10 protein-coding genes and 1 pseudogene are annotated in these 16,300 nt (G+C 62.2%); 7 read left to right on the top strand and 4 right to left on the bottom strand.

The features are described from left to right. The first annotated feature begins 109 nt into the window (after positions 1-109). Both QMX97_RS16345 and QMX97_RS16340 read left to right on the top strand, forming a co-directional pair. Positions 110-2,206: an EAL domain-containing protein gene (locus tag QMX97_RS16345; protein ID WP_120448414.1), complete on the top strand. Its 2,097-nt coding sequence runs from the start codon at positions 110-112 to the stop codon at positions 2,204-2,206. Positions 2,207-2,260: 54 nt separating this feature from the next. After that, positions 2,261-3,007: an SDR family oxidoreductase gene (locus tag QMX97_RS16340; RefSeq protein WP_065906637.1), complete on the top strand. Its 747-nt coding sequence runs from the start codon at positions 2,261-2,263 to the stop codon at positions 3,005-3,007. 44 nt (positions 3,008-3,051) lie between these two features. Here QMX97_RS16340 and mapR read toward each other — a convergent pair whose 3' ends face one another. From mapR to QMX97_RS16325, 3 genes are all read right to left on the bottom strand, one after another. After that, positions 3,052-4,461 (bottom strand): GntR family transcriptional regulator MpaR, encoded by a 1,410-nt coding sequence (mapR, locus tag QMX97_RS16335; RefSeq protein ID WP_282397260.1) that lies wholly within the window; start codon positions 4,459-4,461, stop codon positions 3,052-3,054. Between the two features lie 96 nt (positions 4,462-4,557). Further along, the gene (ccoG, locus tag QMX97_RS16330) at positions 4,558-5,967 is read right to left on the bottom strand and encodes a cytochrome c oxidase accessory protein CcoG (protein ID WP_282397259.1); all 1,410 of its coding nucleotides are present in this window, start codon (positions 5,965-5,967) and stop codon (positions 4,558-4,560) included. A gap of 184 nt (positions 5,968-6,151) precedes the next feature. After that, positions 6,152-6,391, bottom strand: a complete 240-nt coding sequence (locus QMX97_RS16325; protein ID WP_282397258.1) for a DUF3203 family protein — start codon at positions 6,389-6,391, stop codon at positions 6,152-6,154. Positions 6,392-6,513: 122 nt separating this feature from the next. Between QMX97_RS16325 and QMX97_RS16320 the strand changes: the two genes are divergently transcribed. After that, positions 6,514-7,005 carry an MgtC/SapB family protein gene (locus QMX97_RS16320; RefSeq protein ID WP_065906642.1) on the top strand — a complete coding sequence of 164 codons (492 nt, stop codon included), beginning with the start codon at positions 6,514-6,516 and terminating at the stop codon, positions 7,003-7,005. Here QMX97_RS16320 and QMX97_RS16315 read toward each other — a convergent pair. Beyond that, positions 6,983-7,156, bottom strand: coding sequence for a hypothetical protein (locus QMX97_RS16315; RefSeq protein ID WP_162946078.1), 174 nt, complete (start codon positions 7,154-7,156; stop codon positions 6,983-6,985). The genes QMX97_RS16320 and QMX97_RS16315 overlap by 23 nt on opposite strands. A gap of 203 nt (positions 7,157-7,359) precedes the next feature. On the opposite strand from QMX97_RS16315, the gene QMX97_RS16310 reads away from it, so the two are divergent. The 4 genes and pseudogenes from QMX97_RS16310 to QMX97_RS16295 all read left to right on the top strand — a co-directional run bounded on the left by QMX97_RS16310 (position 7,360) and on the right by QMX97_RS16295 (position 16,298). After that, positions 7,360-9,348, top strand: coding sequence for an alpha-1,4-glucan--maltose-1-phosphate maltosyltransferase (locus tag QMX97_RS16310; RefSeq protein WP_282397257.1), 1,989 nt, complete (start codon positions 7,360-7,362; stop codon positions 9,346-9,348). A 150-nt stretch (positions 9,349-9,498) separates the two neighbouring features. After that, positions 9,499-12,846, top strand: a complete 3,348-nt coding sequence (gene treS / locus QMX97_RS16305; RefSeq protein WP_106804118.1) for a maltose alpha-D-glucosyltransferase — start codon at positions 9,499-9,501, stop codon at positions 12,844-12,846. Then, positions 12,843-15,080 carry a 1,4-alpha-glucan branching protein GlgB gene (gene glgB, locus QMX97_RS16300; protein WP_106804117.1) on the top strand — a complete coding sequence of 746 codons (2,238 nt, stop codon included), beginning with the start codon at positions 12,843-12,845 and terminating at the stop codon, positions 15,078-15,080. Before treS ends, glgB begins: the two co-directional genes overlap by 4 nt. Before the next feature lie 52 nt (positions 15,081-15,132). Continuing rightward, positions 15,133-16,298: pseudogene (locus QMX97_RS16295) on the top strand (diguanylate cyclase). Positions 16,299-16,300: the final 2 nt, after the last annotated feature.

Genomic DNA, 16,300 nt, shown 5'->3' with positions numbered 1-16,300 from the left:
CTAATGGCGCTCTGATAATTAATCAAGTGCTCAAGAATTAATCTCGCTACAATCGCCCGCTTTGCCATTTCGCACGGGTCTCTCGGGCCCGTTGTGTACGAGAAGTCCCATGCTCATCGGTAGTTATTCCCCCTCGCTCGTCGTGATTTCGCTGTTTGTCGCGATTCTCGCTTCCTACACCGCCCTGGACCTGACCGGTCGTCTCGCGACGGCCAAGGGACGCGCCGTTTACCTGTGGATGGCCGGCGGGGCGTTGGCGATGGGAGTGGGCGTGTGGTCCATGCACTTTATCGGCATGCTGGCGCTGCGCCTGCCGTTTGCCCTGGGGTTTGACCTGGGCATTACCGCGCTGTCGTTATTGATCGCAGTGTTGTCCAGTGGTTTTGCCTTGTGGTTGGTCAGCCAGCCACGATTGCCCGCGTGGCAGCTGGCCTTGGGTGCGCTGATCATGGGGGCCGGCATCGCCAGCATGCATTACACCGGCATGGCCGCGATGCGCATGACCCCCGGCATCGACTACGACCCCACCTTATTCGGCGCCTCGTTGCTGATCGCGGTGGTGGCCTCCGGTGCTGCGCTGTGGATTGCGTTCAATCTGCGCCGCAACACCCCCTACGTGCGCCTGGCCCGGGGCGGCGCGGCAGTGGTGATGGGGATCGCCATCGTCGGCATGCACTACACCGGCATGGCGGCGGCGCAATTTGCCGATGAGAGCTACTGCGGCGCCGCGTTGAGCGGCTTGAGCGGCAAGGGCCTGGATAACCTGGTGCTGGTGACCTCGTTGGCGGTGTTGATCATCGCGTTGCTGACCTCGCTGCTCGACGCGCGCCTGGAAGCCCGCACGGCCGTACTCGCCGACTCGCTGACCCTGGCCAATCAGGAGCTCACCCATCTGGCGTTGCACGACATGCTCACCGGCTTGCCCAATCGCACGTTGCTGGCGGATCGCATTCAACAGGCCATGCAAGCGGTCAAAGAGCAGGGCGGTTGCTTCGCGCTGATGTTTATCGACCTCGACGGCTTCAAGCCGGTCAACGATGCCTTTGGTCACCATATGGGCGACCAACTGTTGCGCGAAGTCGGCCTGCGCCTGCGCGAGGACCTGCGCAGCCAGGACACCCTGGCGCGCATCGGCGGGGATGAGTTTGTGTTGCTCGTACAATTGACCCAGCCGGATGACGCCCTCGGCCTTGCTGAGCGCCAGGTGGTACTGATCAATCGCGCGTTCCAGGTGGCCGAGCATGAACTGAAAATCTCCGCCAGCGTCGGCATCGCCATGTTCCCGGGCAATGGCAGCAGCCCCCAGGAACTGCTGATGAACGCCGACGCCGCGATGTACCACGCCAAGGGCATGGGCAAGAACGGCTACAGCTTTTTCGATGTGTCGATGAATACCAATGCGCGCAAGCAGCTGCAGTTGCTGCAGGACCTGCGCAATGCCGTCGAGCAGCAGCAATTTCGCCTGTACTACCAGCCCAAGTTCGATGCGGTCAGTGGCATCCCGGTCGGTGCCGAGGCGTTGTTGCGCTGGGAACATCCGCAACAGGGCCTGTTGCTGCCGGCGACCTTTATCGAGCTGGCGGAGAAGACTGGCCTGATCATTCCGATTGGTGAGTGGGTGCTCGACGAGGCCTGCCGCCAGATGAGTCTGTGGTATGCGCAGGGCTATGAAGACTGGCGCATCGCCGTGAACCTCTCGGCGCTGCAGTTCTGCCATGCCGGGCTGGTCAAAAGTGTCGCCACGGCACTCGCGCGGCACCAGTTGCCGGCCAACAGCCTGACCCTGGAAATCACCGAGACCACCGCCATGAGCGATGCCGATGCGAGCATGACGGTGTTGCAGCAGTTGTCGGAAATGGGCGTGGATTTGTCCATTGACGATTTCGGCACCGGCTATTCCAGCCTCATGTACCTCAAGCGCTTGCCCGCCAACGAGTTGAAGATCGACCGCGGCTTCGTGCGTGACCTGGAGCACGACAGCGACGATGCCGCCATCGTTTCGGCGATCGTTGCCCTGGGCCAGGCCCTGGGCTTGCGGATTGTCGCCGAGGGGGTGGAGACCGATGTGCAGCAGAATTTCCTCACCCGCCTGGGGTGTAATTCCTTGCAGGGCTACCTGCTCGGCCATCCGCTGCCGGCCGACAGTTTCATGCTCGACATCCAGCGTGCCGAAGAGGCAGTCGCGCCTGACAAAAGCCGTGCGTGACGGTTAGTATTGGATCCAACCATAACCATCAGGTTGGATCAGGAGACTGCACGCATGGACAAAGTTGTCATCATCACCGGGGGTAGCCGCGGGATTGGCGCCGAGACGGCACTGCTGGCAGCTCGCGAGGGCTATCGCATCTGCATCAACTACCAGTCCGATGAAACCGCCGCCCACAGCGTCCTCGAACAGGTGCGTGCCTTGGGCGCCCAGGCGATTGCCGTGCGTGCGGATGTCAGCATTGAAGATGAGGTGATCGCGCTGTTCAACCGAGTGGATGCCGAGTTGGGGCGTGTCACCGCATTGGTCAACAACGCCGGCACCGTGGCGCACAAGGCGCGGGTCGATGAAATGTCTGAATTCCGCATCCTGAAAATCATGAAGACCAACGTGCTCGGCCCGATCCTCTGCGCCAAGCACGCGGTGCTGCGCATGTCGCCCAGGCATGGCGGGCAGGGCGGCAGTATCGTCAACGTGTCATCGGTGGCGGCGCGCCTGGGTTCGCCGGGGGAGTACGTTGACTATGCGGCTTCCAAGGGCGCACTCGACACCTTTACCCTGGGCCTGTCCAAAGAGGTCGCGGGTGAGGGCATTCGCGTCAACGCGGTACGCCCGGGGTATATCTTCACCGACTTCCACGCCTTGAGCGGCGACCCGGACCGCGTCAGCAAACTCGAATCCGGTATCCCCATGGCCCGTGGCGGACGCCCGGATGAAGTCGCGGAAGCGATTATCTGGTTGCTGTCGGACAAGGCCTCGTATGCCACCGGTACGTTCCTGGACCTGGGCGGCGGCCGTTGATGTTGGGGTGAGGGAGCAAGCGCCCTCGCCACAAGGCATCGGGATCAGAAGGAGCGGACGATCCGCCCCAAGGTCTCCATGGCTTTTTCCGACGCTTCAGTCCACGGGCTGCCGTAGTTCAGGCGGATGCAGTTGCGAAAGCGCTGGGTAGCCGAGAAGATCGGGCCCGGCGCAATGCTGATGCCTTGCGCCAGCGCCATCTGGAACAACTTCAATGAGTCGGTTTGCTCCGGCAATTCCAGCCACAGGAAATAGCCACCGGCCGGTTGGCTGACGCGGGTCTGGGCCGGGAAGTAACGCGCAATGGCGGCGAGCATGGCGCTTTGCTGTTCTTCCAGGGCATAGCGCAATTTGCGCAGGTGCCGGTCGTAGCCGCCGTGCTGCAGATAATCGGCAATCGCCGCCTGGGCCGGCATCGATGGGCACAGCGAGGTCATCAGCTTCAGGCGTTCGACTTTCTGCGCATAGCGCCCGGCGGCCACCCAGCCCACGCGATAGCCGGGCGCGAGGCTCTTGGCGAAGGAGCCGCAGTGCATCACCAGGCCCTCGGTATCAAACGCCTTGGCCGGTTTCGGCGCGTGTTGGCCGTAATACAACTCGGCGTACACATCGTCTTCGATCAGTGGCACCTGATGGCTGCGCAGCAGTTCTACCAGCGCCTGCTTCTTGGCCTCTGGCAGCGTCGCGCCCATCGGGTTCTGGAAGCTGGTCATGGTCCAGCAGGCCTTGATCGGGTAGCGCTCCAGGGTTTGTGCCAGCGCGTTGAGGTCAATGCCGTCGCGCGGGTGCACGGGGATTTCGACTGCCTTGAGTTTCAGGCGTTCGAGCACTTGCAGGCAGGCGTAGAACGCCGGGCCCTCGATCGCGACCAGGTCGCCGGGTTCGGTCACGGCCTGCAGGCACAGGTTGAGTGCTTCGAGGGCGCCATTGGTGATCAGCAGTTCTTCCATGGGCAACATCAGCCCGCCGACCATGTAGCGCAGGGCAATCTGCCGACGCAGTTGCGGGTTGCCCGGCGACATGTCGGTGACCACCAGGCGCGGGTCCATCTCGCGGCTGGCGCTGGCCAGGGAGCGGGCCAGGCGCGGCAGCGGGAACAGCATCGGGCTGGGGAAGGCCGAGCCGAACGGCACGGTGTTGGGGTCCTTGATCGAGTCCAGCACCGAGAACACCAGTTCGCTCACGTCCACTTCAGTGGACTCGTGCACGTGCTCGCTCACCACCGGCTCGGAAAACGGGCTCGGTGCGTGGGTATTGACGAAGTAACCCGAGCGCGGCCGGGCGCGGATCAGCCCACGTCGCTCCAGCAGGTAATACGCCTGGAACACTGTCGATGGGCTGACGCCGTAAGTCTGGCTGGCGTAGCGCACCGAAGGCACACGCTGGCCGGGGCCGAGCACGCCGGAGCGGATCAGTTCTGCAATGTCGTCGGCAAATTTTTCGTAGCGTTTCATGGGGGCCTAATCAGCTTTTTGAAAGTGTACGCAAGTCCATGGCAGGCGCCGGCAAGTCAGCGCCCACAGTTGAATCGCCACTGGATCGGATAGACCTCAGCGGTTCAGCGGGGCGACAAAACGGCTGTCGGCCGCGCTGTAGATCCAGGGTTCATCCACATCCGTGACCTTGAAACGCAAGGTCTGCGAGCTGCTGGCCGGTTTGTCGGCCAGCAGGGCCACGGACACCGGCACATCGCTGATCTCCCCAGGCGCCAGGCTGATCTCGGTCTTGCCCTGCAACTGGAAGCCTTCACCGTCCACCAGTTCCAGGCGGTAATCCTGGCGTTGCTGGGTCTTGTTGATGACCTTGAGGCTGTAGATATTCTCGATCAGGCCCTGGGCATTTTCGCGGAACATGCCGCGGTCCTTGGTCACATCCAGCGACACCATCGGCCGCCCCACCAGGGCCACCACCAGCGCGGCAATCATCACCAGCAGCACGGCACTGTAGCCGATCAGGCGTGGCCTGAGCAGATGAGTCTTGCCACCTTGCAGTTGATGTTCGGAGGTGTAGCTCACCAGGCCGCGCGCGTAACCCATCTTGTCCATGATCGAGTCGCAGGCGTCGACACAGGCTGCGCAACCGATGCACTCCATTTGCAGGCCGTCGCGGATGTCGATACCGGTGGGGCACACCTGCACGCAGAGCTGGCAGTCGATGCAATCTCCCAGGCCGACGTCGGCTGGCCTGGCCTCACGTTTGCGCGGGCCACGGCTTTCGCCACGGGCGGCGTCATAGGAGATGGTCAGCGTGTCCTTGTCGAACATCACACTCTGGAAGCGCGCATACGGGCACATGTGCATGCACACTGCTTCGCGCAGCCATCCGGCGTTGAGGTAGGTGGCGGCGGTGAAGAACAGCACCCAGAACAGGCTGACGCCGCCCATTTGCCAGGTCAGCAGCTCGGCGGCCAGCGGGCGGATGGGCGTGAAGTAGCCGACAAAGGTCAGCCCGGTGAGCACGCTGATGCCCAGCCACAGGGTGTGCTTGGCCGCGCGCCGCGCCAGTTTCTCCAGGCTCCAAGGCGCCGCTTGCAACTTGATACGTTGATTGCGCTCGCCTTCGGTGACTTTCTCACACCACATGAACAGCCAGGTGAACGAGCTTTGCGGACAGGTATAGCCGCACCACACGCGGCCGGCGAACACGGTAATCGCAAACAGGCCGAAGGCGCAGATGATCAGCAGCGCTGACAATAAAATGAAATCCTGGGGCCAGAAGGTCGCGCCAAAGATATGGAATTTGCTCTGTGCCAGGTCCCAGAGTACCGCCTGGCGGTCGCCCCAGTTCAGCCACACGGTGCCGAAGAAGGCCAGGAACAGCAAGCCAGCACCGCCGATACGCAAGGTGCGGAACAGGCCGGTGAAGCTGCGGGTATGAATCAGGTTGTCACTGGATTTGGCCTTCACCTTCTTTGGGTGTATGGGCACAAAGGTTTCCACGGTGGGGATTCTTTCGCTCATGGTCGTTCGCTCATCAGCCTCCATCAGGCGGATGAACTATGCGCGTGGCGCTGTGTGCATAACAGACTCAGCTAGGGCGATAAAAAGCGGATCAGATAGGGGCTTCGAGCGCCGCTGCGACAATGTGCTGCACCCCGTTGCATCAGGGGTGCAGCGCTATCCTGGGCGTGCTGATACAGATCAATTAAATCAACGAACCAGGTTCTTCGGCCTTCACATGTTGGCGCCCGTCGTGGGCGCCGGCGACCGTGAGCGCATCGGCCTCGGCTTCAGTGATGTAGATCCGCTCGGCCGCCAATTCCACGTAGGACATGGATTTTTCGGTGTCGGTAACGATATTGACCCGTGTCGCCGGCACGCTCTGTTCCTGGCCATTGTCATCGAGCATGAAGTAGCACAGCTGGTTTTCGATACGAATGGGCATGCCGTTCTCCTTTCTCATGGGCTATGAACGTTAGGGCGCAGCGATGTGCGCGGGTTCAAGGCAACTGACTGGCGGTCGCCGCTGTCCATCGTTGACCCATAAAGACAAAAAGGACGGCATCCATGGACGCCTGGTGGCAAGAAGTGTGGCAAACCCTGCAAGCTGAATTTGCCGATATCGGCGATGCGAAACAACTCACCCAAATCACCGTGCGCCTGCTGATCGCAGCGGTCCTGGGTGGGATTCTCGGTTTCGAGCGCGAGAGCAAGGGCAAGGCCGCGGGCGTGCGCACCCACATGCTGGTGGCCCTGGGCGCGGCGCTGTTCGTGATGGTGCCGCAGATGTCCGGCAATCAGGCCGATGCCATGAGCCGCGTGGTCCAGGGTGTGATTGCCGGGATTGGCTTCCTCGGCGCCGGGACCATCATCAAGGGCAAGGATGAGGAAGAAGGGCACGTGAAGGGCCTGACCACCGCCGCCGGCCTGTGGATGACCGCTGCGATTGGGGTCTCGGCCGGGTTGGGCCGGGAATCGACAGCGGTGCTGAGTACCTTGCTGGCTCTGCTGGTGTTCAGCGTGATGCCGAAAATCGTCAAGCGCTTTGAGAAGGGCTGACAATCACGGGTGGCATGGTGGTCGGCGGCTCCTCCACGGGTGGCGGATCTTGGGGTGGGTCTTGTTCCGGAATCGGCTCCGGCTCGGTGGGTGGCAGCGTCGGGTTGTCGATATTCGGGTCCGGGGTTTCTGCCGGGATCGGGATATTCATCGGTGTGGCCTCCTTTGTGCTTTGCTCTATCGGTGGACAGCCGCCGGGGCGATTTGATTCCCGCTCAATGGCCGCACATCCACCTGAACTTTTCCCGGTGAGGCAGGCTCGGACCTTATACGGCCCTGCTCAGGGAGAGCGGCGTCGTCTCAGAATTCAGATCAAGCAAAGAGCGTCCACAGGGCGTAAGGGGAAGATGCTCGATGACTGCTGAAACACAGGTTCCAGAAGAATCCCTCTTGCCGCTGTCCCAGGCATTGTTGCTGCCCAGGATCGCGATCGAAAGCACCACCCCCGTGATCGATGGCGGCGAATTCGCCGTCAAGGCGGTGGTTGGCCAGCGCATTGACGTCACCAGCAAAGTCTTTGCCGACGGCCACGACAAGCTGGCGGTGCTGATCCGCTGGCGCCCGCTGCACCAGGAACACTGGCACAGCGTGGTGATGAACGACGTCGGCAACAATGGCTGGGAGGGCGGGTTCACCGTCAGTGACCAAGGCCCCCACGAATACTGCATTGAAGCCTGGATCGATACCTTCGCCAGCTTCTGCTACGAACTGCGCAAGAAACATGAGGCCGGGGTACCGGTCAGCCTGGAGTTGCAGGAAGGCCGCAGCCTGGTGCTGCAGGCCGCCGAACGCAGCGACAACGAGTTGCGCGACCGCCTGATGCTGCTGCACCACGAACTCTCCGGCCTGCTGGAAACCGAGCAGGTCGCGCAGTTCCTGCACGAAGACAGTGCACATTTGATGACCCAGGCCGACCACCGTGCCTATTTGAGCATCAGCCGTGTCTACCCGATTGATGTCGAGCGCGAGGCGGCGCAATTTGCCAGCTGGTACGAGCTGTTTCCGCGCTCGATCACTGACGATCCCGCCCGCCACGGCACCTTTAACGATGTGCACTCGCGCCTGTCGATGATCCACGACATGGGATTCGACGTGCTGTATTTCCCGCCGATCCACCCCATCGGCCGCAGCCACCGCAAGGGCAAGAACAATTCCCTGACCGCCGGTCCGGAGGATCCGGGTAGCCCGTATGCCATCGGCAGCGAGGAGGGCGGCCATGAGGCGATCCATCCACAACTGGGCAGCCGCGATGACTTCCGGCGCCTGGTCAAGGCTGCCGCCGATCACGGCCTGGAAATCGCCCTGGACTTCGCCATCCAATGCTCCCAGGACCATCCGTGGCTCAAGCAACACCCGGGCTGGTTCAACTGGCGCCCGGACGGCACGATCAAATACGCCGAGAACCCGCCGAAGAAATACCAGGACATCGTCAACGTCGACTTCTATGCCGCCGACGCAATCCCGGGCCTGTGGACCGAATTGCGCGACATCGTGGTGGGCTGGGTGGAAGAGGGCGTGAAGACTTTTCGCGTCGACAACCCTCACACCAAGCCGCTGCCGTTCTGGCAATGGCTGATCAGCGACGTGCGATCCAAGTACCCCGACGTGATTTTTCTCGCCGAGGCGTTCACCACGCCGGCGATGATGGCGCGCCTGGGCAAGGTCGGCTATTCCCAGAGCTACACCTATTTCACCTGGCGCAACACCAAGGCCGAACTCGGTGAGTACCTGACGCAGCTGAACCAGTCGCCGTGGCGTGAATGCTACCGGCCGAACTTCTTCGTCAACACGCCGGACATCAACCCCGGCTTCCTGCACGAATCCGGTCGGCCGGGGTTTCTCATCCGCGCCGCACTGGCGACCATGGGCTCGGGCCTGTGGGGCATGTATTCGGGTTTCGAGCTGTGCGAAGCGGCGCCGGTGCCGGGCAAAGAGGAATACCTGGACTCGGAGAAATACGAGATCCGTCCACGGGACTTCACCGCGCCCGGCAACATCATTGCCGAGATCGCCCAACTCAACCGCATTCGCCGACAGAACCCGGCCTTGCACACGCACTTGGGCCTCAAGCTCTACAACGCCTGGAATGACAACATCCTGTATTTCGGCAAACGCAGCGAGGATGGCAGCAACTTCATCCTGGTGGCCGTCAACCTCGACCCGTTCAACGCCCAGGAAGCGCATTTCGAGCTGCCGTTATGGGAGTTGGGCCTGCCCGACGATGCCCAGACCCAAGGCGAAGACTTGATGAACGGCCATCGCTGGACCTGGTACGGCAAAAACCAGTGGACCCGCCTGGAGCCGCATATGCCGTTCGGGATCTGGCGCCTCACTGTTGCCTGAGACCGTCTCCCCCTGCAGGCGCCGGCTTGCCGGCGATGGCAGCGGGCCTGACACCTTTTTTTCGCTGAAACACCGCGACCGCCGGCAAGCCGGCCGCGACAAGGGTTCGCGGTGTTTCAAGTGGATATTCACGCATTTCAGGAGTTTCCAATGGCGAAGAAACCCAAGGCTGCCACCTTTATCAAAGACCCGCTCTGGTACAAGGACGCGGTGATCTATCAGGTTCACGTCAAATCCTATTTCGACTCCAACAACGACGGCATCGGTGACTTTCCCGGGCTGATCGCCAAGCTCGACTACATCGCCGACCTGGGCGTGAACACCATCTGGCTGCTGCCGTTCTACCCCTCGCCGCGCCGCGACGATGGCTATGACATTGCCGAGTACCGGGGCGTGCACAGCGACTACGGGACCATGGCCGACGCCAAGCGCTTTATCGCCGAGGCCCACAAGCGCGGATTGCGGGTCATCACCGAGTTGGTGATCAACCACACCTCGGACCAGCACCCATGGTTCCAACGCGCGCGCAAGGCCAAGCCCGGTTCGGCGGCGCGGGACTTCTACGTGTGGTCGGATGATGACCAGAAGTACGACGGCACACGCATCATTTTCCTCGACACCGAAAAATCCAACTGGACCTGGGACCCGGTCGCCGGCCAGTACTTCTGGCACCGCTTCTATTCCCACCAGCCGGACCTCAATTTCGACAACCCGCAGGTGATGAAAGCCGTGCTGTCGGTGATGCGCTACTGGCTGGACATGGGCATCGACGGCCTGCGCCTGGACGCGATTCCCTACCTGATCGAACGCGATGGCACCAACAACGAAAACCTTCCTGAAACCCATGGCGTGCTCAAGCAGATCCGCGCCGAGATCGACGCGCATTACCCCGACCGCATGCTGCTCGCCGAGGCCAACCAGTGGCCTGAAGACACCCAGCTGTACTTCGGTGACCGCAAGGGCGATGACGGCGACGAGTGCCACATGGCCTTCCACTTCCCGCTGATGCCGCGCATGTACATGGCGCTGGCCCAGGAAGATCGCTTCCCGATCACCGACATCCTGCGCCAGACCCCGGAGATCCCCGCCAACTGTCAATGGGCGATTTTCCTGCGCAACCACGATGAACTGACCCTGGAAATGGTCACCGACAAAGAACGCGATTACCTGTGGAACTACTACGCCGCTGACCGCCGCGCGCGGATCAACCTGGGTATCCGCCGGCGCCTGGCGCCGTTGGTGGAGCGTGACCGTCGACGTGTCGAACTGCTCAACAGCCTGTTGCTGTCGATGCCAGGCACACCGACCCTGTATTACGGCGATGAAATCGGCATGGGCGACAACATCTACCTGGGCGACCGTGACGGGGTGCGCACGCCGATGCAGTGGTCCATCGACCGCAACGGCGGTTTTTCCCGCGCCAACCCGGCGAGCCTGGTGTTGCCGCCGATCATGGACCCGCAATACGGCTACCAGTCGGTCAACGTCGAAACCCAGGCCCAGGACCCACACTCGCTGCTCAACTGGACCCGCCGCATGCTTGCGGTACGCAAGCAGTCCAAGGCGTTCGGCCGTGGCAGCCTGAAAATGCTCTCGCCAAGCAACCGCCGCATCCTCGCCTACACCCGCGAATTCACCGGCGACGATGGGCGCACCGAAATCATCCTGTGCGTGGCCAACGTGTCGCGCAGTGCCCAGGCGGCCGAACTGGACCTGTCGGCCTTCGCCGGCATGGTCCCGGTGGAGATGCTGGGCGGTAATGCGTTCCCGCCGATTGGCCAGCTGAATTTCCTGCTGACCCTGGCGCCCTACGGCTTCTATTGGTTCGTGCTGGCGGCAGAAAACCAGATGCCGAGCTGGCATGTGGAACCGGCGCAAAGCATGCCGGACTTCACCACGCTGGTGCTGAAAAAACGCATGGAAGAGCTGCTCGAAGAGCCGTGCCGCGCGACCCTGGAGCAGACCTCGCTGCCGGCCTGGCTGCCCAAGCGGCGCTGGTTTGCCGGCAAGGACACGGCCATCGACAGTGTGCGCATCGTCTATGGCGCACGCTTTGGCGACCCGCAGCACCCGGTGTTGCTCAGCGAGCTTGAGGTGACCGCCGGTGGCCAGGTCAACCGTTATCAGCTGCCATTCGGCTTTCTCGGCGAAGACCAGTTCACCAGCGCCTTGCCGCAGCAACTGGCGCTGGCCCGCGTGCGCCGTGTGCGCCAGGTCGGGTTGGTGACGGATGCCTTCAGCCTTGAGCACTTCATTCGCGCGGTCATCCAGGGCCTGCAAGCCGGCACCGTGCTGAACACCAGCGATGGCGACCTGCGTTTTGAAGCCACGCCGCACCTGGCCAAGTTGCAGCTCAATGACGAGTCGGTGGTGCGCTACCTGTCGGCCGAGCAGTCCAACAGTTCAGTGGTGGTGGGCGAAAGCCTGGTGCTCAAACTGATCCGCAAAGTCAGCGCCGGGGTGCACCCGGAGCTGGAAATGAGCGCCTACCTGACCGCCGCCGACTACCCGAACATCTCGCCATTGCTGGGCTCGATGGTGCGCCGCGATGCGGCGGGCGACGACAACCTATTGATGATTGCCCAAGGCTACCTGAGCAACCAGGGCGATGCCTGGAGCTGGACCCAGAACAACCTCGAACGCGCGATCCGCGACGAACTTGCCGAAGCCATTTCTGAGCAGGAACAGCACTACAACGCCCTGGGCGAACTGGCCGACTTTGCCGGATTGCTCGGGCAGCGCCTGGGCGAAATGCATGGGGTACTGGGCGCGAAGACCACCAACAAAGACTTCAAGCCCGAGGTCACCACAGTCAAGGATACCCAGGCCTGGGCCAAGGATGTCGGTGCACAGATCGACCGTGCGCTGCAATTGCTCAAGCTGCACCAAAGCCAATTGAACCCTGGCGATCAGGCGCTGGTCAGTGAATTGCTGGTTCAGAAAAAAGCCATTGCCAGCCATGTGCAGGCCTTGGCGAAAGCCACGCTGGGCGGCCTGCGCATTCGTGTCCACGGTGATTTGCACCTGGGCCAGGTGCTGGTGGTGAAGGGCGATGCCTACCTGATCGACTTTGAAGGCGAGCCTGCGCGGCCGCTGCATGAGCGCCGGGGCAAGCACAGCCCGTACAAGGATGTGAGCGGGGTGTTGCGTTCCTTTGATTACGCGGCGGCGATGGCGCTGAATGTGCAGGGCGTGGATCACTCGACGGAGGCGGACGTTGCCCGCAAGCGCGTGACCGATCGTTACCTGAAAGAAGCGCGCCAGGCATTTATCCAGGCTTATCAGGCAGCTACGTCTACACTGGCGCATGACTGGCAGGATGCCAAGGGCCAGGACGCTGCGCTGACGTTGTTCAGCCTCGAGAAGGCCGCGTATGAAGTGGCTTACGAAGCGGAAAATCGCCCGACCTGGCTGCCAGTGCCCCTGCAAGGGTTGCACGGCTTGCTGAGTGGGCTTGTACCTATATCGAAAACTGTACGCGGTGGGGAGACGTCATGAGCTTTACACATAAAGAACCGCTGCAGCCGAAATTGACTGCATTGCCGGCGTCCAACGACGTCGAAGCGCTGGTGCGCGCCGAGCACCATGATCCGTTCTCGATCCTGGGGCCGCACGATGACGAGCAGGGCGGCCAGTTTATCCGCGCCTTCCTGCCGGAAGCCCTCAGTGTGCAGGTGCTGGCACGCGACAGCGGCGAGCAGATCGGCAGCCTCGATGCGACCCAGGTGCCGGGTTTGTTTGTCGGGCACTTCGCGACTCGCCAGGCCTACCTGCTGAAAATCCAGTGGGCGGGCGGTGAGCAGATCACCGAAGACCCGTACAGCTTCCAGCAACTGCTGCTGGGTGAAATGGACCTGTACCTGTTTGCCGAAGGCAATCACCGCGACCTCGGCAGCTGCCTGGGCGCCCAGGTGACCAGCGTCGACGGCGTGGAGGGCGTGCGATTTGCCGTGTGGGCGCCGAATGCCCGGCGTGTGTCGGTGGTCGGCGACTTCAACATCTGGGACGGGCGTCGGCACCCGATGCGCCTGCGTCATCCGTCCGGTGTATGGGAGATCTTTATCCCACGCCTGCAACCGGGCGCAGCCTACAAATACGAAATTCTCGCTGCCAACGGGATCCTGCCGCTCAAGGCCGACCCGATGGCGCTGGCGACCCAACTGCCGCCGGACACCGCCTCCAAGGTCGCGGCGCCATTGCAGGTGGACTGGCAGGACCATGCGTGGATGCAGTCGCGCGTCGAGCGCCAGAAGACCACCGCGCCGCTGTCGATCTACGAGCTGCACGTGGGTTCCTGGCAGTGCGAGCTGGACGAGGCGGGCGAGGTCTCGCGCCAATACAACTGGCGCGAGCTGGCCGAACGGCTGGTGCCCTATGTGCAGCAACTGGGCTTCACCCACGTTGAACTGATGCCGATCATGGAGCACCCGTTCGGCGGCTCCTGGGGGTATCAGGCGCTGTCGCAATTCGCCCCGACGGCACGCTTTGGCTCGCCGGAAGACTTTGCCTACTTCGTCAATGCACTGCATCAGGCGGATATTGGTGTGATTCTCGACTGGGTGCCGGCGCATTTTCCTACCGATACCCATGGCCTGGCGCAGTTCGATGGCACCGCGCTGTATGAATACGCCAATCCGCTCGAAGGCTTTCACCAGGATTGGGACACGCTGATCTACAACCTGGGCCGCACCGAAGTCCACGGCTTCATGCTGGCTTCGGCGCTGCACTGGCTCAAGCACTTCCACATCGATGGGCTGCGCGTGGATGCCGTGGCGTCGATGTTGTACCGCGATTATTCGCGCAAGGCCGGCGAATGGGTGCCCAATCGCCACGGCGGTCGCGAGAACCTCGAAGCCATCGACTTCCTGCGCCACCTCAACGACGTGGTCGCCCTGGAGGCGCCTGGCGCGCTGGTGATCGCCGAAGAATCCACCGCCTGGCCCGGCGTCAGCCAGCCCACCCAACAGGGCGGCCTGGGTTTCAACTACAAGTGGAACATGGGCTGGATGCACGATTCGCTGCACTACATCCAGCAGGACCCGGTGTACCGCGCCCATCACCACAATGAACTGAGTTTCGGCCTGGTGTATGCCTGGTCCGAGCGTTTCATCCTGCCGATTTCCCACGATGAAGTGGTGCACGGCAAGCACTCGTTGATCGACAAGATGCCCGGCGACCGCTGGCAGAAATTTGCCAACCTGCGCGCTTACCTGGCGTTCATGTGGATGCACCCTGGCAAGAAACTGCTGTTCATGGGCTGCGAATTCGGCCAGTGGCGCGAGTGGAACCACGACCAGCAGCTGGATTGGTACCTGCTGCAATACCCGGAACACCGCGGCGTGCAGAAACTGGTGGGCGACCTGAACCGCCTGTACCGCGAGGAACCGGCCCTGCACGAACAGGACGACGCGCCCCAAGGCTTCCAATGGCTGATCGGCGACGATGCGATCAACAGCGTGTATGCCTGGCTGCGCTGGAGCAAGGATGGCAAGCCGGTGCTGGTGGTTGCCAACTTCACCCCGGTGCCGCGTGAGGCGTACGCCGTCGGGGTGCCGTTTGCCGGGAGCTGGAGCGAAGTGCTCAACAGCGACGCCGACCTGTATGCGGGCTCCAATTACGGTAACGGTGGCACCGTTTCCACGCGTGATGAGCCGCGCCATGGGCAGGCGGTCTCGCTGTCCTTGAATCTGCCGCCGTTGGGTGTGTTGATTCTGCGGCCGCAAGCGCTTTAAAGCGCTCTAAACGGCTGGATTCTGTTGTCCGCGCTACTGGCAGGGTGCCACAATGGCACCCTTGTCGTGGCAGTTGAATCAGGCGAATTTCATGAACGGCCTTGGGCGTAGGCAGGACCAGGATTGCTTTATAGAGGAACAGGTGCGGACTGACCGTTTGCATCAGTTGTTTCGGCAGTCCTTTGCCGCGATTTTCGGCAGTTACCTCGCTGCGGTGATGCTCTGCTGGCTGTGTTGGGAGCGCTTTGACCACACGGTCATGCTGGTCTGGCTATTGGTGCTGGCGGCCACGTCATTGCTGCGGGTCAAGATGTTCATGGAGTGGTTCCGCTGTCCCAACGACGAGCGCACCCCGCAGCGCTGGGAGCGTCGCTACTGGATCACGCTGATGCTGTCTGCCGGCGTCTGGGGCGCCGGCGCACTGGCCGTGATGCCGACCGACGATCGAGTGTCGCAGGTGCTGGTCATGCTGTTTACCGTGGGCATGTCGGTGAGTGCCGTCTCGTGTTATTCCGCGTATCGCTACATGACCCTGGCGTCCCTGGCCCTGGTGCTGCTGCCGTGCACGCTGTGGCTGTTGTTCCAGCCGTCGTCGATGCAAGTCGGGGTGGCTGTCGCGGTGCTGGTGTTCTCCACCTTTGTGGTCAGCGCCACGCGCAAGCTGTCGGATGCGCTGGAAAAAGCCTTTCGCCTGACCCGGCAAATGGAACGGGCCCACAACATCTCTACACGCGCCGCACAGACCGACGAACTCACCGGGCTGATGAACCGTCGCGCGTTTTTCGAACATGCCCAGGTGTTGTACGCGCAATGCCGCCACAACCAGCAGCCGTTGTGCGCGCTGATGCTGGACATGGACCACTTCAAGCAGATCAACGATACCTACGGTCACCAGGCCGGTGACCAAGTGCTGCGCCAGATTGGCGGGGTGATCAGTGCCTCGTTCCGCCAGGCCGATGTGTACGGCCGCCTGGGGGGCGAGGAGTTCGCGGTGCTGCTGCCCAATACCTCGCTGGAGGCAGCGCGAGACATCGCCGAGCAGTTGGTCAAGGCGATTCCGGCCTGGTCTCCGAGCCGGTGCATGGCTTGACCGCCAGCCTCGGCGTGGCCTCCACCCATACCCTTGATCAGGATTTGCACGGCCTGATGAACACCGCCGACAAGGCGCTGTATCGCGCCAAGGCTTTGGGTCGCAATCAAGTGGCCGTGGCGGAATAGGC

The organism is Pseudomonas sp. PS01298 (assembly GCF_029959745.1).
Classification (GTDB): Bacteria; Pseudomonadota; Gammaproteobacteria; order Pseudomonadales; family Pseudomonadaceae; genus Aquipseudomonas; species Aquipseudomonas aylmerensis.
This window is presented reverse-complemented; position numbering and strand designations above follow the sequence as displayed.

Excerpts from the sequence above, each read along its gene's own strand:
- QMX97_RS16345 (WP_120448414.1), top strand. The coding sequence starts at position 110 with ATGCTCATCGGTAGTTATTCCCCCTCGCTCGTCGTGATTTCGCTGTTT.
- QMX97_RS16340 (WP_065906637.1), top strand. The coding sequence starts at position 2,261 with ATGGACAAAGTTGTCATCATCACCGGGGGTAGCCGCGGGATTGGCGCC.
- mapR (WP_282397260.1), bottom strand. The coding sequence starts at position 4,461 with ATGAAACGCTACGAAAAATTTGCCGACGACATTGCAGAACTGATCCGC.
- ccoG (WP_282397259.1), bottom strand. The coding sequence starts at position 5,967 with ATGAGCGAAAGAATCCCCACCGTGGAAACCTTTGTGCCCATACACCCA.
- QMX97_RS16325 (WP_282397258.1), bottom strand. The coding sequence starts at position 6,391 with ATGCCCATTCGTATCGAAAACCAGCTGTGCTACTTCATGCTCGATGAC.
- QMX97_RS16320 (WP_065906642.1), top strand. The coding sequence starts at position 6,514 with ATGGACGCCTGGTGGCAAGAAGTGTGGCAAACCCTGCAAGCTGAATTT.
- QMX97_RS16315 (WP_162946078.1), bottom strand. The coding sequence starts at position 7,156 with ATGAATATCCCGATCCCGGCAGAAACCCCGGACCCGAATATCGACAAC.
- QMX97_RS16310 (WP_282397257.1), top strand. The coding sequence starts at position 7,360 with ATGACTGCTGAAACACAGGTTCCAGAAGAATCCCTCTTGCCGCTGTCC.
- treS (WP_106804118.1), top strand. The coding sequence starts at position 9,499 with ATGGCGAAGAAACCCAAGGCTGCCACCTTTATCAAAGACCCGCTCTGG.
- glgB (WP_106804117.1), top strand. The coding sequence starts at position 12,843 with ATGAGCTTTACACATAAAGAACCGCTGCAGCCGAAATTGACTGCATTG.